The organism is Mesorhizobium sp. B2-8-3 (assembly GCF_006440815.1).
Taxonomy (GTDB): domain Bacteria; phylum Pseudomonadota; class Alphaproteobacteria; order Rhizobiales; family Rhizobiaceae; genus Mesorhizobium.
On record NZ_VFTW01000001.1, the window covers coordinates 55,081 to 73,336 of the forward strand.

The 18,256-nt window shown below is 61.5% G+C and carries 19 protein-coding genes; 6 read left to right on the plus strand and 13 right to left on the minus strand.

From position 1 onward, the window contains the following. Positions 1-22 precede the first annotated feature (22 nt). From FJ418_RS00285 to FJ418_RS00325, 8 genes are all read right to left on the minus strand, one after another. Positions 23-2,581, minus strand: a complete 2,559-nt coding sequence (locus FJ418_RS00285; protein ID WP_140862946.1) for an SIR2 family protein — start codon at positions 2,579-2,581, stop codon at positions 23-25. A gap of 314 nt (positions 2,582-2,895) precedes the next feature. Next, complete coding sequence (locus tag FJ418_RS00290; protein ID WP_140862947.1) at positions 2,896-3,288, minus strand: RidA family protein; 393 nt, start codon at positions 3,286-3,288, stop codon at positions 2,896-2,898. 358 nt (positions 3,289-3,646) lie between these two features. Beyond that, positions 3,647-4,201 (minus strand): DUF4142 domain-containing protein, encoded by a 555-nt coding sequence (locus FJ418_RS00300; RefSeq protein WP_140862951.1) that lies wholly within the window; start codon positions 4,199-4,201, stop codon positions 3,647-3,649. Between the two features lie 147 nt (positions 4,202-4,348). Beyond that, entirely contained in the window at positions 4,349-5,173 is an 825-nt protein-coding gene (locus tag FJ418_RS00305) for a carbohydrate ABC transporter permease (RefSeq protein WP_140862953.1), read from the minus strand. Position 5,174: 1 nt separating this feature from the next. Next, positions 5,175-6,089, minus strand: a complete 915-nt coding sequence (locus FJ418_RS00310) for a sugar ABC transporter permease (RefSeq protein ID WP_140863429.1) — start codon at positions 6,087-6,089, stop codon at positions 5,175-5,177. Between the two features lie 23 nt (positions 6,090-6,112). After that, positions 6,113-7,369, minus strand: a complete 1,257-nt coding sequence (locus FJ418_RS00315; RefSeq protein ID WP_246682853.1) for an ABC transporter substrate-binding protein — start codon at positions 7,367-7,369, stop codon at positions 6,113-6,115. 423 nt (positions 7,370-7,792) lie between these two features. Continuing rightward, positions 7,793-8,290, minus strand: a complete 498-nt coding sequence (locus FJ418_RS00320) for an N-acetyltransferase (RefSeq protein ID WP_140863432.1) — start codon at positions 8,288-8,290, stop codon at positions 7,793-7,795. A 40-nt stretch (positions 8,291-8,330) separates the two neighbouring features. Beyond that, complete coding sequence (locus tag FJ418_RS00325) at positions 8,331-9,326, minus strand: lytic transglycosylase domain-containing protein (protein WP_140862956.1); 996 nt, start codon at positions 9,324-9,326, stop codon at positions 8,331-8,333. 165 nt (positions 9,327-9,491) lie between these two features. On the opposite strand from FJ418_RS00325, the gene FJ418_RS00330 reads away from it, so the two are divergent. Further along, entirely contained in the window at positions 9,492-10,061 is a 570-nt protein-coding gene (locus FJ418_RS00330; protein ID WP_140862958.1) for a methylated-DNA--[protein]-cysteine S-methyltransferase, read from the plus strand. A 125-nt stretch (positions 10,062-10,186) separates the two neighbouring features. Here the strand turns inward: FJ418_RS00330 and FJ418_RS00335 are convergent, their stop codons facing one another. After that, positions 10,187-10,513 (minus strand): hypothetical protein, encoded by a 327-nt coding sequence (locus FJ418_RS00335; protein ID WP_140703824.1) that lies wholly within the window; start codon positions 10,511-10,513, stop codon positions 10,187-10,189. A 259-nt stretch (positions 10,514-10,772) separates the two neighbouring features. On the opposite strand from FJ418_RS00335, the gene FJ418_RS00340 reads away from it, so the two are divergent. The 3 genes from FJ418_RS00340 (at position 10,773) to FJ418_RS00350 (ending at position 11,765) form a co-directional block, all read left to right on the plus strand. Beyond that, entirely contained in the window at positions 10,773-10,985 is a 213-nt protein-coding gene (locus tag FJ418_RS00340; protein ID WP_027168154.1) for a cold-shock protein, read from the plus strand. 328 nt (positions 10,986-11,313) lie between these two features. Continuing rightward, positions 11,314-11,514, plus strand: coding sequence for a hypothetical protein (locus FJ418_RS00345; RefSeq protein ID WP_140640750.1), 201 nt, complete (start codon positions 11,314-11,316; stop codon positions 11,512-11,514). A 62-nt stretch (positions 11,515-11,576) separates the two neighbouring features. Further along, positions 11,577-11,765: a hypothetical protein gene (locus FJ418_RS00350; RefSeq protein ID WP_319023008.1), complete on the plus strand. Its 189-nt coding sequence runs from the start codon at positions 11,577-11,579 to the stop codon at positions 11,763-11,765. A 44-nt stretch (positions 11,766-11,809) separates the two neighbouring features. On the opposite strand, the gene FJ418_RS00355 is transcribed toward FJ418_RS00350, so the two are convergent. The 3 genes from FJ418_RS00355 to FJ418_RS00365 form a co-directional block, all read right to left on the minus strand. Then, complete coding sequence (locus FJ418_RS00355) at positions 11,810-12,418, minus strand: glutathione S-transferase family protein (RefSeq protein ID WP_140862963.1); 609 nt, start codon at positions 12,416-12,418, stop codon at positions 11,810-11,812. A gap of 146 nt (positions 12,419-12,564) precedes the next feature. Beyond that, a complete protein-coding gene (locus FJ418_RS00360) occupies positions 12,565-13,425 on the minus strand; it encodes an EAL domain-containing protein (RefSeq protein WP_140862965.1) in 861 nt (286 codons plus the stop codon). Next, positions 13,422-14,324: an EAL domain-containing protein gene (locus FJ418_RS00365; protein ID WP_140653729.1), complete on the minus strand. Its 903-nt coding sequence runs from the start codon at positions 14,322-14,324 to the stop codon at positions 13,422-13,424. The genes FJ418_RS00360 and FJ418_RS00365 overlap by 4 nt, the downstream gene beginning before the upstream one ends. Before the next feature lie 199 nt (positions 14,325-14,523). Here FJ418_RS00365 and FJ418_RS00370 point away from each other — a divergent pair, with 199 nt between their 5' ends. After that, the gene (locus tag FJ418_RS00370) at positions 14,524-15,726 is read left to right on the plus strand and encodes a pyridoxal phosphate-dependent aminotransferase (RefSeq protein ID WP_140640760.1); all 1,203 of its coding nucleotides are present in this window, start codon (positions 14,524-14,526) and stop codon (positions 15,724-15,726) included. Between the two features lie 56 nt (positions 15,727-15,782). On the opposite strand, the gene FJ418_RS00375 is transcribed toward FJ418_RS00370, so the two are convergent. Continuing rightward, positions 15,783-16,178, minus strand: a complete 396-nt coding sequence (locus FJ418_RS00375; RefSeq protein WP_140653725.1) for a cupin domain-containing protein — start codon at positions 16,176-16,178, stop codon at positions 15,783-15,785. A gap of 411 nt (positions 16,179-16,589) precedes the next feature. On the opposite strand from FJ418_RS00375, the gene FJ418_RS00380 reads away from it, so the two are divergent. Continuing rightward, positions 16,590-18,119, plus strand: coding sequence for a bifunctional diguanylate cyclase/phosphodiesterase (locus tag FJ418_RS00380; protein ID WP_140653723.1), 1,530 nt, complete (start codon positions 16,590-16,592; stop codon positions 18,117-18,119). Positions 18,120-18,256: the final 137 nt, after the last annotated feature.

The window sequence follows — 18,256 nt, forward strand, 5'->3', positions numbered from 1 at the left end:
ACGGCTCTTCTCCCTGTTCGCCTTATCTCCGCCTACGATGTCTGCGATGTTGCGGTCGGCTGTTCTGTGAAGACTGCGGCTTCTCCCAAGTACCCTGCGTAATGTAATGCGCAAGACGTTCTCTAGCTCGATCAATCTGCATATCGGTACGGCGCATCGCCTCAATCAGTCGGAAATATCGCTGCGCAGCGGATAATGCGGGCTTTTGCTGGCCATGTTTAATAAGCGCAGATATGTGGCTATTCGCCAGCGTGACGATAGGGTAAAAATCAGTCTCAAGATTTTGCGCAGCATGAAGACCCTCCAGCGTCTCCACAGCATCACCAATCAGGGCGACAGTCGTTGCGTCATAGGCGGTACGATTGTGTGCTACTCGAAGCTGAAGGTCGGCCAAAGCGTGCACTGCAAAGACGTTCTCGGGATATGCTGCAATTGACTTCTCCAAAGCACGCAATGCCGGTTCGAGTTCACCGAACATAGCAAGGTACTGCCCATATTGTAGCCAGAAGTGACCATCGAGCTGAAAATCGATCTCAAAACTTTGAAATGTTCGGAGGCCCTCTTCAACTTCGTTCCGTCGACGAGCCAATTCACCGATGAAATTGTGATTGAGAATGAACTTAAACAGAAGTCCGTCAGGCCGGTTGACATTTCTTACGATTGGCAAAGCATACTTTGTATAGGTCCGAAGGATTTCAACCGCCGCATCCACGACAACTGAGAAACTGGCTACGTTCTCTACGATGTGCCTTACATACAATTCGTGCCGCGCGACGAGGCGCCCCGTATCGTTGGCGCTCACAATGCCTTCGAGTTGGCGCAATGCCCCCTCGAATGACAAATCTTTTCGCAGCCGATTGTATGCCTCACGTGCAGCCGACTTAGAAATGCCGGTACGGGCGATTGTTGCGAGACCAACGATCAGAAGCAGCGCTTTGGTGTCATCGTCGGGAAGCTCTTCATACTCGTCAGTTATAACTTTCGTGAATTTCTCAGAAGTTGTCGTCTCCTTAAGGGCGATAAGGAGTTGCTCCTGTGAGGCCGCAAGCTTCTGCTCACGCTCACTTGGCTTCATCCTAAGGAACTTTGGCGATGGAACGTACTGCAACAGTCGCTCGATCAAGGCCGAATAGTCTTTTTTTACAAACCGTTGAAACTCGAAAGAAGTAGTAAAATCGCCTACGCGCCGTTCAATATGCTGCCGCCATTCATTTGATCGGGCGCTTGTGACGAGGGTAATTTTCCCTCGCGGGAGGGCAAGGGCATCCTCTCCAAGAGCATCCCCATAAATGAAGGCGTCTCCGACGTAGACGATAGCGTGATCGTCAGGATGGAGCCGAGCAATTAGCTCAAGTGAGGAACGAAGAGATTTCACATCGCTCTTCAACTCATAGATGGCCGTGCCATCATGCTCGCGAAGATACCTTAGGAGCGACTGAAGAAGCGCTGTCGTCTTTCCACTGCCCGATTGTCCGTAAACAAGGAACATCCGGTCTTCGGCCTTAATCGCCGCCAAAAGTGCCCTGTAAAGATCATTCGTCGCACTAAGCCAAACCGGTATATCGCTTGCGGCAACTTTCCAGGTTGGCGGCTCTCCTTCAAGGAAAGCTCGAGCGGCTTGTTGCAGTTTTAGCCCTTGAAGCTCATCAGCCTTTTTTTTGGCGTCTTCCCAAGTTTGAACCAGAATGGAATTGGCCGTGCTGATCTCCGATCGCGTGGCAGTTATTTTGGAGGCAATGGCGTTAGTGAAGGAATTTTTTCCCTTGCTGATCTCCAAGGGGTTTAAGCTAGAGCCGACAGTTCTCCCGAGCCAGCCAATAAAATCTTCAAGGGTTCCTTGAACGATCACAATGTTACGTGCCAGATAGGCCGCTTTTTGCAGTTCAGTAAAATGATCTGGTGTTATTAGGAAAGCGACGCCCAAGGATGCGTCCGTATTTGGACGTGCGCGATCAAGCTCTGCCGAAAGAATAGGTTCCTTTAGGGTACTGCCAATAAAGATTGGCACATGTGCTGCATAGTCAGTTGCAGCTTGTCTGTACCAATCGTGCTTGTTTTCATTGAGCCGTCGATTGTATTCAGAAGGACCAAATATGAAGCCATGTTCGGGCTTGGAGGCCTCACCATGTAAATGGATGACATGCAGATATTCGATGCCCTCATCGACGGCAACCCGGTCCCTTAATCCATTATAGTAGCGCCGCAGCTGCACGGTAGACCGTACATTTTCGATCGCGTCGTCGATGTTCCATGTATAGAGACGGCGCCAGCTGTACTGAAGAAGTTCGTTAAGCTCAGCAGCGGGAACGATGCGCGTAAATTCTTTAGTGAATAACTGGTGAAGCTGCACTTCGCTTATTCGCGGGCCTACGGCTTGGATGACATCGGGCAAATCTTCGTTCGCGTACGGAAGCCCTGCCATTCCGGCGAGTTCAGCGGCAAGCGCTCTACCCAACTTGACGTTTTGCCCCTGCGCATTGCGCGATGTGGCGGATGTTCCAGCACCGAGTAACAAGACCGCGTTACCATCCTTGACAGCTTTCTGAAGCAGATTGCTGTCGTGCTCACCGATCTCGAACATTCGCCCTCCAAAATATATTTGGCAAAGAAGTGGTAGCGGTAATTTCGGAACTTGCAAGTTAGGTTGTCGCTTTTACTGGCGACGTCCACAAAAAACGAGAATTTGACAAAAATTTCCAGTCAGTTGTGGTTTCGTTCGGCACGTTTCCCATCTGGGTCGCTTTCTTAAGAGTCGCGCGGAACTGTCTCAAAAGTATGAAAGACCAGAACTCGAGCGCGCAGATGGGTCATTCTCTCAGGTAACAAATTTGGAATGATAGGCTGTTGTTGAGAGGCTTCAGCAGTCCGCTTTGCATACCAATGACTTCGCTCGGCTCACCCCACCGCCACGCACTCGATCTCGATATCGAACTCCATCGGCCAAGATGCCACCGGCACGAAACTCCGTGCCGGCGGGTTGACGCTGAAGTACTTCGCGTAGACTCGATTGATGGCGTTGTAGAAGCCGGAGTTGGCGGCGTAGATGCGCACCATCACCACCTTGTCAAGCGAGGTGCCGGCCGCTTCCAGGCAGTGTTTCAGCGCCTTCAGCGACGCCTCGGTCTGGACCTCGATGTCGCCGCGCACCATCTCGCCGGTGGCCATGTCGACCGGCGGCGTCGCCGAGATGAACACGAAGCCGTTGGCCCGCACCGCTGTCGAACACGGCAGGCCGAGCGCGCGCACCTTTGCCGACATCACGGGCACTTCGATGACTTCCTTGTCCATGGTGGTCCTCCCTTTGTTGGCGGGAGCTTATCGTGGCAGAGAGGGAATGCCAGCGGCGTTCTCCCCTTCTCCAGTGCTTCCAATCGAGGCCGGCGCCGCCCCTCATCTGCCTGCCAGCATCTTCTCCCCGTTGAACGGGGAGAAGGGACCGGCCGCGATGCCGGCACCCATCTGCAACGTTGATGATTGGCGAAAGCGCCGGCGCAGTCTTCTTTCTCCCCGTGTACGGGGAGAAATGCCCGGCAGGGCAATGAGGGGCAGCGCCGACGATCAGCAAAGCTAGGCGCCAAGGCACAATTAACGCCTGGTAAAACGCCGATATATCGAATGCAATCGTAGGCAGGCCGACGCACGCCCCTCACTGATGCGCGACCGCCAGTTCCTTCGCATGCTTCTCGTGCATTTTCAGCACCGGCAGCATCTTCTTGGCGAATTCCTTCATCGCCGGGTCGTCGCCGGAATTGGCATAGGTGGAAAACAGCGCCACCGCATCCTTATGCGCGTCGGTCTGCATCGTGATGTATTTGGTTTCGAAGTCCTTGCCGCTCGCAGCCTTCAATTCGTCGAGCATCTGCTGCTCCTTGGGCTGCAGTCCCGGCGCGGCAGGCTTGATCGAAGCCGTAGTCTGACCCTGGCTGAGTGCGGCTTTAAACTCCTCGCCGGCCTTGGTGTGGTCCTTGATCATCTGCGCGGCGAAAGCCTTGACGTCGGCCGACGCCGACTTCTCTTGCGCCAGTTTGCTCGACTCGATCTCGAACGTGTTGGCATTCGGCACCGTTGTGACGAAGGTTTGTGTGTCGACCTTGTTCTCGGTCACCATCGGCCCGACCGCATCTGAATTGTCCGACTGGGCGAACGCGGCGGGCGCGCCGGCAAGAAGCGCGACGGCGACCAGGGGCAGCAGCGTTTTCATCTCAAATCTCCGATCCGAAACAGCCCCTCCGCCATCCCCAACGCGGCATCGGCCCCGCGGTTGCGTGGAAAGAAGCGCCCACCGGCCCGCCGTCCTCGGTCCTGCGTCGGCTGTTTCGCCCGCCAGGCGGCCTGAGACCGCGCCGCGTCAGCCCTTCACCCCACCGGCGGTGAGGCCGGACACGATGCGGCGCTGGAAGACCAGCACCAGCGCCACCAGCGGCACTGTGACGATCACCGAAGCGGCCATGATGTTGCCCCACGGGATCTCGAACTGCGAGTTGCCGGAGAGCAGCGCGATCGCCACCGGCACGGTGCGTTGCGTGTTGGTGGAGGTGAAGGTGAGCGCGAACAGGAACTCGTTCCAGGCGCTGATGAAGGCGAGCAGGCCGGTGGTGGCGAGCGCCGGCCACATCAGCGGCAGGAAGATGCGCGTGAGGATTGTCCACGGCCCGGCGCCGTCGAGGATCGCCGCCTCCTCGACCTCGACCGGCAGGTCGCGCACGAAAGTGGTGAGCACCCAGACCGTGAACGGCAAGGTGAAGATCATGTAGGACAGGATAAGCGCCAGTAGCGAATTGTAGAGATGCAGCGCCCGGATGATCTCGAACAGCCCGGCCAATGCGGCGACTTGCGGAAACATCGACACCGACAGGATAGCCAGCATCAGCGCCGAGCGCCCGCGGAAACGAATGCGCGCCAGCGCATAGGCCGCGGTGACGCCGAGCAGCAGCGAGACCGCCACGACCGCGCCGGAGACGATCAGCGAATTGACAAGATTGCGCAGGAAGGGCCCTTCGGTCAGCACATTGCGGTAATTGGCAAGGCTGAACGATTGCGGCCACAGGCCTGCCTGGAACAGCTCTGTTCCCGATTTCAGGCTGGTGACGATTGCGTAGTAGAACGGAAACACCGCGACGAAGACGATCGCCAGAAGCAGCAGGTAGAAGCCGGCGCGCTTCAGCAACCTCATGTCAGCGGCCTCCGTCCAGGCTCAGCCGGCCGATCCGGATATAGGCGATGGTGAGCAGGCCGATGATCAGGAAAAGCAGCGTCGAGGCGGCCGAGCCATAGGCGAACTTGTCGAACTCGAACAGGTTCTCGCGCGCGAAGGTCGACATCGACTTGGTCTGCACATTGTTCGGTGTCAGCACATAGATGAGGTCGAAGATGCGCAGCGCGTCGAGCGCGCGGAAGATCACCGCCACCATCACCGCCGGCCGGATCAGCGGCAAGGTCACCCGCCAGAAGATCTGCCAGGGGCTGGCGCCGTCGAGCCTGGCCACCTCGAGGATCTCGCGCGGCAGCATCTGCAGTGCCGCCAGGATCAGCAGCGCCATGAACGGCGTTGTCTTCCAGATGTCGACGATCAGCACGGCGATCATCGCGGTGTCGGCGCTGGCGGTCCAGGCGATCTTGGCGTGGATCAGGCCGAGATCGAGAAGCGCGGCATTGATGATGCCGAACTGGTCGTTGAGCATCCACTGCCACATCTTGGCCGAGACGATGGTCGGGATCGCCCAGGGAATGAGGATCGCCGCCCGCACGATCCCACGTCCCGGGAATTCGGCGTTGAGCGCAAGCGCCACGATCATGCCCAGCACCGTCTCGCAGGCCACCGACACCACGGCGAAGCGCACCGTGTTCCACACCGCGCGCCACCAGACCGGATCGACAAGCAGCCCGTCATAGAGCAGGCGGCCGCTCGGCAGACGCAGCACCGAAAAGTAATTGTCGAAGCCGATCCATCGGCGCGCGTCCAAGTCGGCCAGCGAAGCATCGGTGAAGCTGTAATAGACCGTGCGCAGGAACGGCCAGCCGGCGACGAGGCCAAGCACCAAAAGCATCGGGGCGAGAAACAGCCAGGCCGTGCGCACGCGTTGGCGCATCAGCGGCGATCGCCTTGCCGCGCTCACCAGCCCTTGCCTTTCAGCCTGGCCAGCCTCGCCGCGAGATCGGCCAGATTGTCGGCGGCGGTGCCTTGGCCGGAGATCGTGTCGTGCACGGCAGTCCAGAACTGGCTGGATGCCTCGTTGTATTTGATCCTGGCGGTCGCCGAGGGACGCGGCTGCGCGTTGAGGAAGATCGGTTTCCAGCGCGGCACGATCGGCTGCTGCTGGGCGATGTCGGGGTCGTCATAGAGTGCTGCGATGGTCGGCAGGTTGGATGTTTTGAGCGTCCGGTATTTCTGCATCTCGCGCGACGCGATGAACTTGACCAGGTCGATCGCAGCGGCAGGATGTTTCGAATATCTGGAGACGGCAAGGTTCCAGCCGCCGAGCGTGGCGACCGGCCGGCCGCCTTCGCCGGCCGGCAACGGCGCCACGTCGAACTTGCCCTTGATCGGCGAATTTTCGCTGTTGCCGAGCGCATAGGCATAGGGCCAGTTGCGCATGAAGACGGCATTGCCGGTCTGCCAGACGCCGCGCGCTTCCTCCTCCTGATAGGCGAGCACGCCCGGCGGCGCGATGGTGCCGATCCAGCCCTTGACCATGTCGAGCGCGGCCGCAGCCTTGGGGTTGTCGATGGAAATCGTGCCGTCCGGCTCGATGATCCCGCCGCCGCCATTCGACATCACCCATTCGAGCGCGTCGCAGGTCAGCCCCTCATAGGCATTGCCCTGGAAGACGAAGCCCCAGATGTCCTTGTTGCCGGCCGCCCGCTCCTTGTTCATCACAAGCTTCGCGGTATCGGCGAGCTCCTTCCAGGTGGTCGGCATCTTGGCGCCATATTTGTCGAGCAGATCCTTGCGGTAGTAGAGCGCCGGCGCATCGGTGAAGATCGGCAGGGCGACCAGCCTGCCGTTGACCGTCTGCGACTTGATGATCGACGGGAAATGCTCACCGACCACATCCCTGGTCGCCTCGGTCAGGTCGAGCAGCTGGCTGGCAAGCTGCGGCGCCCAGATCACGTCGGTCTGGTAGATGTCGATATCGCTGCTGCCGGCGGCGAGCCAGAGCCGGTATTGGCCGAACTGGTCGGTGGTCGAAGGCGGAATGACGACGATGTCGACTTTGTTGCCGCTCTTCTTCTCGTAACGATCGAGTATCTCGCGCAGCACCTTGATGCCGTTGCCGGTATCGCCCGACACGATCGACAGCTCCACGGCTCGCGCTTGAACAGCGCCAAGCATGATGCCGGCGGCCAGGAATGCTAAAGCAAGTTTCACGGGATTGCGGACCTCCCTGCGCGACCGGCGACGCGCGGGTCGCGGCTCATCAAGGCCCCTGCGTTGAATGCGCGACGCCGCTTAGGGTTCCCGCGCTTGTACGTGCCGATCGGGCCGGCGGGTTGGTGAAGCCGATCTCGGTTGGGTCGACCGCGTCGATGACCCGTTCCGTCCACCTCGCTTCACGCAAAGCGGACGGGCTCCGAAACCCCCGCCCCGGAGCCCGCCTGGGAGTGGCTGACGCATGCCGGCACAGCCTCCTCCGACGCCTTGCCCGCGTCGATCCGCCGATCGGCCGCCCGGCACGACGACGAACTAGCATGCCCTAACGTCAGCCTATGTGAAGCCGTTCACAATGCTCGCGCTCAGGTGGTTGCAACGCCGCGCCGGGAGCCTCCAATCCGGCCCGCCGCGCTTTGCGCGTCAGCCTTCCCAGCCGACCGGGATCATGCCGAGCCGTTCGTAGAGCCGGAAGGCCGTGGTGTTCTTCACACTATTGGTCTTGAGATCGACATGCGTCGCCCCGCGCTCGCGAAACGTCAGGAACACCTGCCGCATCAGCGCCTCGCCGAGGCCCTGCCGTCTCGATTCCGGATGGACGGCGAGGTCCTTGACGAAACCGGACGTCCAGCAAAGCGCCGCGCCCGCCAGCAGGCCCTTGCCGTCGATCGCCAGGAAACAGAGAGCGGGATCGAACTCCGCATCGCCGGCAATGCGCGGCCACCATTCGTCGAACGGCCCGTCGGCGCCGTCGTCGAACACCTCTTCCAGCAGCGCGTGCAAAGCCTGCGCATCCCGCTGCTCGAACGCGCGCATGACGAAACCTTCCGGCCAGTGCGGCGCGGCGAGCGTATCGTCGAACAGCTTGCGCAGGCGGATGTCGTTGGCAGCCGGCGGGCGGGGCGTCGTGTTTTCATGCATGGCGCTGTCTCGAACGCCGCGCGCGACCTGACCCGTCGGCTCAGGCGTCGGGTTGCAGGCGGCGGCGCTTGCGGTCGACGCCAAGGCCCGTCGCCTCGAGCAGGCCCTTGCGCTTGGCGTCGTAATAATAGCCGGTCTGGTAGAGCATGTCGGCCCGCTTGGCGTTGCCGCCCGAAACCAGCCAGGCGCCGCGCAGATATTTCACCGCGTATTTGAGATTGGTCTCGGCGTCGAATAGGCCGGTCGCCGGTCCGTCATAGCCCATGCCGCGCGCCGTCGCGTGCTTGATCTGCATCAGTCCCCAATGGCCGTGATTATAGGCTTTCGGGTTGAAGGTGCTTTCACGATTGACGACATGGCGTACCAGGTCGATGGGCACCTCATAGATCGCCGAATATTTCTCGATCAGCCGTTCGATCTCGCTGCGCGGGCCGCTGGCGTGCTGCTCGGGTTGGCCGGGTGCCGCTAGCAGCGCCGGATTTTCCGGCGCCACATAGGCGACCTGCTGGACGCCGGGCATCGGAGCGACTTTCGCCGACTGGCCGGTGACCGGCATGGCGACGCCCGCGGTCGTATAGACCGCCGCTCGGCTGATGGATCCCGGGCCGGTCGGCGAGCCACCGGCGGTCAGCACCGGCGGCGGCGGAAACTGGCCGACGAGCGGCGTCGAACCGGCGAAAGCCGCCGGCTGCGCCAAGGCTACTCCGGACTGGGGCGCACCGGCTTGGTCAGATGGCGGCAACAGCGCGCTTTGCGTCGCGAGCGCGCTTTGTGTCGCGGGCGAGCCTGGCGTCGTTGCCGCCGCAACGGCATCGCCGGTCAGCGCCGCGGTCTGCACCTGCGCGAGGCCGGAAGGTTCTGGCAGCACGGCCACCGTTTCAGGCAGCGCGACGGTCGGCGTGTCGTCCGCGACGGCAGGCGTCGAGGCTTCCGCAAGCGCGGGCGTGGCCTTCATCTGCGAGGTCGAGGTGCAACCGCTCAGACCAGCAGCGGCAACGAGCACGCCGATCGCGGTGAATATGATTTTAGCGGGCAAGCCGTGCGGATCCGGTTTGTCGGTTGTTAAGGAGTCCTTACACCAGCGATTCACACCCGGCAATCGGGGCCACCCGGCGGTTTTCGGGTGGCGACAACAGGGCGGAAGTGCCATATTGTTCTGGATATGTACTCGTTTTTCGCTGTTTTGCGGAAGGAATACGTCATGAAACCCACATCCCAGATCACGGCCGGCCACGCAGTGTTAGAAACAGTGATCGGCTTCATGGGCATCGCCTGGAGCGAGAAGGGCCTGATCCGGCTTTGCCTGCCGCAACGCAGCCGCGAAGCTGTCGAGCGCCGGCTGCTTCGCCACCCCGGCGTCTCTGCCTCGACAGACCAGCCGTCCTGGGTGGTCGATCTGATCGCCTCGATCAAGGCCTATGCGGCCGGCGAGGACATCGACTTCTCCGGCGTGCCGGTCGATCTCGACGGCGTCGACGATTTCCGCCTCGCCATTTATGACGCGGCGCGCAAGCTCCGCTTCGGCGAGACCACCACCTATGGTGAGTTGGCAAAGCGCGCCGGCCATGCCGGCCTTCCGCGCGAAACTGGCGCGGCGCTTGGCGCCAACCCGGTGCCGCTGGTCATTCCGTGCCACCGCATCCTGGCGGCCGGCGGTAAGATCGGCGGCTTCTCCGCGCCGGGCGGCTCGGCCACCAAGGAAAAGATGCTGGCCATGGAAGGCGTGCGCGTCGGCCCGCCGCCGGCCATGCAGGCCTCGTTCGGGTTCTGAGAACACAAAAGCAATTCCAGGAAAAATGCATAGCGGTTGGGCTCGGCGGCTTCGCCGTGGCCTTCCGTCCGGAATTGCGTCAGAAGATAGAGCGGTTCGTCGTTTCCGTGAAACGCCGAACCGCTCTAGTCTTGCAGGAACCGGCGGCGGAAGCGCCGGTCGAAATCCGGACGCTTGCAGACATAGACCATGCAGGACCTGGTGTCGGCGCTCGGCACATAGGCGCGCGCCCTCACTTCGCCCGCGTTGCAGAAGCGCTCGTCGCGCACGTAGCGGTCGTAAAGCGGCAGCCCCGGCACGCGCGTCGACTGGTAGCGCAGGATGACGGCGCCCTGTCTGGCGATCGTCGCCTGCACCCGGTCGCAGCTCATGCGCGTCGGATCGTAGCGCGACACCGCCTGCGCCTCGGCGGCCAGCAGCAGGAAGCAGGCGGCAAGCAAAACGGTCTTCATGGTTCCTCTCCATGGAACGGCAAGCATCTCATCCCTCCACAACGCGCGGCCGCTGTCAAAACTTCCGTGCAACCGCGAGCAGCGCGCCTGCAACCCGTCTTGTATTCCTTCGCAAACTGTCCTATATGCGGGCCATTGAATTTGGCCGATCGATCGGGCCTCGCGATCCCTCGCGTTTGCTGACGTCTCCAAAATTTCGATACCACCGGCCGGACTTCGGGTCTGGTCAAACGAAAGCAAATGTGGAAGGGCATTTTACATGGCAACTGGTACGGTCAAGTGGTTCAACGCCACCAAGGGCTACGGCTTCATCCAGCCTGACAATGGCGGCGCGGACGTTTTCGTCCACATCTCCGCTGTCGAGCGCGCTGGCATGACCAGCCTCGCCGAAGGCCAGAAAATCAACTTCGAGATCGAGCAGGACCGCCGCACCGGCAAGTCCGCTGCTGGGTCTCTGAGCAAGGCAGCCTGATTTGGCTTAAGCATTTTGCAGCCAAGCGGAATCGCTTGGCGTTGCAGAAATGCGGCTAAGCAAAGGCGCGCGCCGGACGAAGGTTCGGGGCGCGCGGCAAGTCACGGATGTACTGACGGTCGCGCGAGAAGCGCGCCGGAGCGAAAAGACCGACAAGCTGGAACAGCAGATAGCTGCCAGTCCGGACCAGACGCTCCCGATCAGGCTACCGGCAGAGGAAGGCGGGCATTGCCCGCCTTTTTTGTTGTCCGGATTTTTGGGTGGGTTGTTGTCCGGGCTCAGCAGCCCGCGGGTGGCACTTTTGGCCCATCAATGCTACCTTTGATGCATGACCAAACTCGAACAGATCGAAAAATCCGTCGCGGAGCTCAGCCCAGATGAGCTTAAAGCGTTCGCCGCATGGTTCGAAGCGCTGCAGGCTGATTTATGGGACCGGAAGATCGAGGCCGACGCAAAATCGGGCCGGCTGGATAAGCTGGTGGCAGACGCACGTGCCGAAATAGCCGCCGGCAAACTGCGTGACCTGTGAGGCACAGAGCCACCGCTAGCTTCTGGAAAAAATTCAATTCTTTGCCAAAGGCCGCTCGCCGCGTGGCCGACAAGAATTTCATTTTGATGAAGACCAATCCGCGACATCCATCCCTCCATTTCAAGAAGGTGGGAGAGCTTTGGTCGGCGAGAATAGACGACAATTACCGGGCCTTGGCTCTTGAAAGCAGTGATGGTTTTGACTGGATCTGGATCGGCACCCATGCCGAATATGATCGACTTATCAAATAGCCCTCGCGCTTGTGCTCCAGCGAAAGCGGCTAGCAGACGCTAGATCATTCCTTCCACTCGATCGGCACATGCCCCTTGTCCGCCTCGACACGCTTCAGCCAGGCGGCGACCGCCGGATAGGCGTCGAGCTGGAAGCCGCCCATCTCGGCGGTGTGGGTATAGGCATATAAAGCGATGTCGGCGACGCTGTAGGCGCTGCCGGCAAAGAACGCGTTTTGCTGCAGGTGGCTGTTCATCACGCCGAGCGCCTTGTTGCCGCGTTCCAGCGTCTGCGCCAATCGTTCCGCCGTCGCGTCCTTCGCCCGCTCCGGGAAAGTCAAAAGCGCCTTGCGCACCGCGATATAGGGCTCATGGCTGTATTGCTCGAAGAACAGCCATTGGTAAGCCAACGCCCGCTCATATTTGTCGGCCGGCAGGAAGCGCGTGCCTTCGGCGAGGTAAAGCAGGATGGCATTGCTCTCGGCGATGCGCCTGCCGTCGTCGAGCTCGAGCATCGGCACCATCGCATTCGGATTCTTGGCGACATAGTCGGGCTTGCGCGTCTCGCCGGTATGCGAGCTCAACTCGACCCGGGTGAAGGGGATGCCGAGCTTCGCCATCAACAGCCGCGGCTTGTAGCAATTGCCGCTGTCGGCCATGTCGTAAAGGATCATGCCTCTTGCCCTCTCGAGTCTCCTGGGAACGCTCTAACGCGCGCGGCTAGGTCCCATCCAGTGATTTGTTTTTGAGACGAAACATCAGCGGCGCTGATGCGTCCTTTCCCGCATCAGCGATGCTGATACGTTTTCCTTGGTCGGCATCAGCGATGCTGATGCAGGGGCACGACCTTGTTGCCGGCGCCGAGCAGGGCGTCGACGGAAAGCGGTTCCTCCTTGAAGATCGTGCCGGCGAGCGCCGGACGGGCGAGATGGAAACCCTGCAAAAGGTCGACCCCGCCCTCGAGCGCGACGCGCAAATGCTGTGCGTTCTCGATGCCCTCGACCAGCACTTTGGCGCCGCGCTCGTGCAGCGTCGCCACCAACGGCCGGAAGAAGCGTTCAGCGGCGGCATGGCGGCAGAGCTCGCCAAACCAGGCGCCGTCGATCTTGACGATGTCAGGCGCAAGCAGATCGATGCGCGCCTCGGTCGAATGCCCCGTGCCGAAATCGTCGATGGCGATGCGGATGCCATCGCGCCGCATTTCGCGCACCAGGCTGGCAAGAACCTGGTCGTCGGCTGCCTGCTCCGTGATCTCGCAGACCAGCAGGCTGGGCTCAAGCTCCAGATCGTCGAGATGCCTGGTCATCAGCCGGATCTCGGCGAGCGCCCGTCCGAGATGGTCGTTGATGGTCGGATTATAGTTGAAGAACAGCGTCAATCCCTCGACGCCGATGTTGCGATAATTGCCGAGATGCAGCATCCGGCACATCGTTTCGACAAACAGAAGGTCGGGCGCGGGAACGCCGCCGAAGAAGACCGAAGAGGCTACCGGCTGCGCGACGCGGCGCGGCTCGATCAGCCCCTCGACGGCGACGGCTCTGAGCACCTTGCCCTCCGGCGCGAAAATCGGCTGATAGGCGCTCCACAGCCGGAACTCGCCATAAACGCCGAACTGGAGGCCGATCTCGTCGGCGAAGATCGCCTCGGCGACGTTGCGCCGCCTGTCTGGTTGTCCGCTCATGGCGTGACCTTGCGCCCGAACACCCTTGCCGGCCGTCCGTGCGGCGTTGGCGCCGCCGGGCTTGCGGCGGCCGATGCCTTGCTGTCTCCGGTCGAAGGCTGCTGCGTGCCCTTGCTGAAAACGCCAAAGCTGGTGGGAGCAAGTTCCGGTCGGGCAAGCACATAGCCCTGCACCATGGAGGCGCCAGACCTCTCGGCAAGCTCCAGCTGCCAGCCTTCCTCGATGCCTTCGAAGACGGTGCGGATGCCCTGGTTCTCGAAGCTCTGCACCATCGCCGTCAGCAAGGCAAAGCCCGCGCCGGACTCCATCAGATGGGTGATCCAATGCGCATCGAACTTGACGATGTCTGGTTTGAGTTCCTTGATCCGGTTGATGTCGGATTCATCGGCGCCATAGTCGTCCACCGCGATGCGGAAGCCGTTGGCCCTCAACGCCTCGACAAAATCGTAGAGTGTTTCCTGCGAGGCCGATTTCTGCTCGGTGACCTCGCAGACGATACGGCGCGGATCGATGCCGGCTTCGTGCAGCACCAGCCGCATGTCGCGCAGGGCCTTGTCGGCGATGCTGCGATCCGTGAAGACCGACGGATCGAAATTGACGAAGATGGACGCCTCTTGTGGCAGGCAGGCGCCGGCGTTCAGCAGATGCAGAGTGCGCGTCAGCGCCTCGATATGCAGCCGGTCGGCCGCCGGGCAGGTACCGAAAAATGTCCCCGGCGACTGCGGCTCGCCGTCGCGGAACGGCCGGATCAGCCCCTCGAAAGCGGCGACCGAAAGCTTGCCCTCCTTGAAAGCGAAGATCGGCTGGAACGCGCTCTGCAGCGTATAGATGCCCCAGACACCGGTCGAGGTGCCGTCATCATGACGGATGAGGTGGGCAAGCCCGATGCTGCGCGACAAGGTTTCTCGCTCCGCGAACAGGCGCAATCCGATCTGCGATCCTGCCAGCCAAGGGTTTACCGGCCGTTGATGAATTTAGCGTTGCCGCTCACGCCTCCTTGACCTCTGGCTCATCGCACAATGCTTGCGCTCCGCGCCACGATGCGACATGAGAGGCGCCGCGGCCGCTCCTGGCCGCTTTCCTAGGAGACATTTTGTCATGGCCTTTCTCGCCGACGCCCTTTCCCGCGTTAAGCCTTCCGCGACCATCGCGGTGACGCAGAAAGCGCGCGAGCTGAAAAATGCCGGCCGTGACGTGATCGGCCTCGGCGCCGGCGAGCCGGATTTCGATACGCCCGACAACATCAAGAACGCGGCGATCGAGGCGATCCGCCGCGGCGAGACCAAATATCCGCCGGTTTCCGGCATCGTGCCGCTGCGCGAGGCGATCGCCAGGAAGTTCAAGCGCGAGAACAACCTCGACTACCGGCCGGAGCAGACCATCGTCGGCACCGGCGGCAAGCAGATCCTGTTCAACGCCTTCATGGCGACGCTGAACCCCGGCGACGAAGTCGTCATCCCGCGCCCCTACTGGGTGAGCTATCCCGAAATGGTGGCGATCTGCGGCGGCACGTCGGTGTTCGCCGACACCTCGATCGACAACGGCTTCAAGCTCACACCGCAAGTGCTGGAAAAGGCGATCACGCCGAAGACCAAATGGCTGTTGATGAATTCGCCGTCGAACCCTTCGGGCGCCGCCTACACGGAGGCCGAGCTCAGGGCGCTGGCCGACGTGCTGCTCAAGCATCCGCATGTCTGGACGCTGACCGACGACATGTATGAGCACCTGACCTATGGCGACTTCGTCTTCAAGACCATCGCCGAGGTCGAGCCGAACCTCTATGAGCGCACGCTGACCATGAACGGCGTGTCGAAAGCCTATGCCATGACCGGCTGGCGCATCGGCTATGCCGCCGGCCCGGTGCCCCTCGTCAAGGCCATGGACATGATCCAGGGCCAGCAGACGTCGGGCGCCTGCACCATCGCGCAATGGGCTTCCGTCGAGGCGCTCAACGGGCCGCAGGATTTCATTGCCAAGAACAAGGCGATCTTCCAGGGCCGGCGCGACCTAGTCGTCTCTATGCTCAATCAGGCGCGCGGCATCTCCTGCCCGTCGCCGGAAGGCGCCTTCTATGTCTACCCGTCCTGCGCCCAGCTGATCGGCAAGAAGACCAAGACGGGCAAGGTCATCGACACCGACGAAGCCTTCTGCTCCGAACTGTTGGAGGCCGAAGGCGTCGCGGTGGTGTTCGGCTCGGCCTTTGGGCTGGGGCCGAACTTCCGCATCTCCTACGCCACCTCGGACGCGCTGCTGGAAGAAGCCTGCACGCGCATCCAGCGCTTTACCGCGTCGCTGACCTGATCGACGCCACGTTGTCACATTGGAGAACCCGGCTTCGGCCGGGTTTTTTGTTGGCCTTAGCCGCCATATTGCTCCGGCGTGACCGCTTCCAGCCAGTCGGCATGGACGCCGTCCAGCGCCTCCTGCATGGCGATATGGGCCATGGCGGTTTTCGCCCCGGCGCCGTGCCAGTGCTTTTCGCCCGGCGCGAAGGAAATGACATCCCCTGCCCTGATCTCTTCGATCGGTCCGCCCCAGGTCTGCGCAAGCCCGGCGCCGGAGGTGACATAGAGCGTCTGTCCGAGCGGGTGCGTGTGCCAATGCGTGCGTGCGCCGGGCTCGAAGCTGACCAGCGTCGCCCTGAGCCTTGCCGGCGCCTCCTTCTCGACGATTGGCGTCTGCAGCACCCGCCCGGTAAAGTATTTGTCCGGCGCGATGACTGTCGGCACTGAGCCGCACGCAATGATCTTCATCGTCCAATCCTTCTCGAATATTGCTTCGCTGGAGCAATTCCAGGAAAAGTGTGAGCGGTTAAGTTCGGCGCCTTCGCCGTAACCTTCCGTCCGGAATGGCATAAAAACAAGGAGATGGAGCGTTTCGCCGTTTCCGCGAGACGGTGAACCGCTCCAGCCTCGTCTTGCGAAGCAGTTTCACCCCGATGCGCTGTTGACGCAACCGGCCTTTTTCAGCCGCCTGACGACCGCGTCGAGGCCCCGCGATAGAGGCTCGTTAGCCGGTCAACAAACTGTCATAAATCGTTGCTTTTTAACCATAAAACGCCACCGCTCAATCCGGCGCTGATTAATGCCGCGGAACGGTCGCCGAACTCAGTGTTTGTTAACGGCTGAAGCCCTAGCCATGTCGCGTGCTGTGGGGGCGCGGACATGAGTATCTTGGCGACAATCAAGGATCACAGCGGCCGTATCTATCGCGGCATCCAGGCTTTGCTCGTGATGAGCATCGCCGCCACCTGGCTTGCGGCTTTCGCGCTGACGGAGAACGCCTCCCGCGCAGGCGCGCTGGTGGTATCGGTGGCATCGACCTTAATGGCGCTTCTGGTGTTGATGTATATGCGCGCGAGCGTCGTCCAGCGCCTGCAATCGGCGGCGGATGCCGAGGCCGAGAAGCATCGCTTTCTCACCGTCGATGCCATGACCGGGGCCATGACCCGGCGCTATTTCATCGAAGCGCTGGGCGACTGGTTGGGTGGCTTGCGCAACCGTCGCCAGGCAAGCCTGCTTTTGATCGACCTCGATCATTTCAAGCAGCTCAACGACACGTTCGGCCATCAGTTCGGCGATCTGGCGCTGGCGCACCTGGTCGCGGAAGCCCAGCGCATCTTCGAGGACGGCGTCATCGGCCGGCTCGGCGGCGACGAGTTCGGCATCATGGTTCCGCATGGCGACGTCGCCATTATCAACAAGGACGCGCGCCGGCTGCTGGACGCGATGCGTGCCGGCAAGAGGCATGAAGGCAAGATCATTCCCCTGTCGATCTCGGTGGGCGTCGCGCTCGCGCCGTTGCATGCTTCGAACGGCGCTGAATTGATGCTGCTGGCCGATCTCGCGCTCTACGAAAGCAAGGCAGCCGGTCGCGGCCGCATCACCGTTTTCGATGAGGAGATGCTGTCGGACAAGCGTTATCGCCGCCTGGTGGAACGCGAACTGCGCGCCGCGGTCTATCTCGGCGAGCTGGAGCTGCACTATCAGCCGATCGTCAATCCCGACGGCTCGGTCGACGCGCTGGAAGGCTTGATCCGCTGGCGTCACCCGGTGCGCGGTTTGATCTCGCCGGCGGAATTCATCCCGATCGCCGAGCGCTCGACGCTGATCGACATGATCGGCGAGTGGGTCTTCAAGCGCGCCTGTGCCGATGTCGGGCATTTTCCCGGACGGCGTATCTCGATCAACGTCTCGGGCGAGCAGTTGAAGCGCGACGAGATCGTGACGATGTGCAACCGGATCCTGCGCGAAACCGGCCGGTCCGCATCGCAGTTCATCATCGAGATCACCGAGACGGTGGCGACGGCCGCGACGCCCGAGGTTCTGAGGCGCCTGGAGGCGCTGCGCGGCCTCGGCTTCCACATTGCGCTGGACGACTTCGGCACCGGCCATTGCGGTTTCAACTATCTGAAGTCGCTGCCCATCGACAGCGTCAAGATCGACCGCTCCTACATCCGCAGCCTCGCCCATGACCAGGTGGCGCAGATCTTCGTTTCCGCGCTTGCCCAGATCGCCCGCATCCAGGACATCGCCATCGTCGCGGAAGGCGTCGAAACTGCGGAGGAATTCGCCCTCGCCAGGACCGCCGGCTGCAGCCGTTTCCAGGGCTATTTCTTCGGCAAGCCCGCGCCGCGCGACAAGGCAAGCGCGTTGTGTGCAGCCGCCCGCGAACCGCTCGCCCTCACGGCCTGACATAGGAAATGGTGGCCTGACGACTCCAAGCCGGCGAACATCCTATTTTTCTTGCCCTCCCGGCGAACCCGTGTGACGATGGCTTTGGGAAGGGGTGGATAAACCCCGCCCGCGACGGCCGAACAGGCCGGCCGCCG

Excerpts from the sequence above, each read along its gene's own strand:
- FJ418_RS00285 (WP_140862946.1), bottom strand. The coding sequence starts at position 2,581 with ATGTTCGAGATCGGTGAGCACGACAGCAATCTGCTTCAGAAAGCTGTC.
- FJ418_RS00290 (WP_140862947.1), bottom strand. The coding sequence starts at position 3,288 with ATGGACAAGGAAGTCATCGAAGTGCCCGTGATGTCGGCAAAGGTGCGC.
- FJ418_RS00300 (WP_140862951.1), bottom strand. The coding sequence starts at position 4,201 with ATGAAAACGCTGCTGCCCCTGGTCGCCGTCGCGCTTCTTGCCGGCGCG.
- FJ418_RS00305 (WP_140862953.1), bottom strand. The coding sequence starts at position 5,173 with ATGAGGTTGCTGAAGCGCGCCGGCTTCTACCTGCTGCTTCTGGCGATC.
- FJ418_RS00310 (WP_140863429.1), bottom strand. The coding sequence starts at position 6,089 with ATGCGCCAACGCGTGCGCACGGCCTGGCTGTTTCTCGCCCCGATGCTT.
- FJ418_RS00320 (WP_140863432.1), bottom strand. The coding sequence starts at position 8,290 with ATGCATGAAAACACGACGCCCCGCCCGCCGGCTGCCAACGACATCCGC.
- FJ418_RS00330 (WP_140862958.1), top strand. The coding sequence starts at position 9,492 with ATGAAACCCACATCCCAGATCACGGCCGGCCACGCAGTGTTAGAAACA.
- FJ418_RS00335 (WP_140703824.1), bottom strand. The coding sequence starts at position 10,513 with ATGAAGACCGTTTTGCTTGCCGCCTGCTTCCTGCTGCTGGCCGCCGAG.
- FJ418_RS00340 (WP_027168154.1), top strand. The coding sequence starts at position 10,773 with ATGGCAACTGGTACGGTCAAGTGGTTCAACGCCACCAAGGGCTACGGC.
- FJ418_RS00345 (WP_140640750.1), top strand. The coding sequence starts at position 11,314 with ATGACCAAACTCGAACAGATCGAAAAATCCGTCGCGGAGCTCAGCCCA.
- FJ418_RS00355 (WP_140862963.1), bottom strand. The coding sequence starts at position 12,418 with ATGATCCTTTACGACATGGCCGACAGCGGCAATTGCTACAAGCCGCGG.
- FJ418_RS00360 (WP_140862965.1), bottom strand. The coding sequence starts at position 13,425 with ATGAGCGGACAACCAGACAGGCGGCGCAACGTCGCCGAGGCGATCTTC.
- FJ418_RS00370 (WP_140640760.1), top strand. The coding sequence starts at position 14,524 with ATGGCCTTTCTCGCCGACGCCCTTTCCCGCGTTAAGCCTTCCGCGACC.
- FJ418_RS00375 (WP_140653725.1), bottom strand. The coding sequence starts at position 16,178 with ATGAAGATCATTGCGTGCGGCTCAGTGCCGACAGTCATCGCGCCGGAC.
- FJ418_RS00380 (WP_140653723.1), top strand. The coding sequence starts at position 16,590 with ATGAGTATCTTGGCGACAATCAAGGATCACAGCGGCCGTATCTATCGC.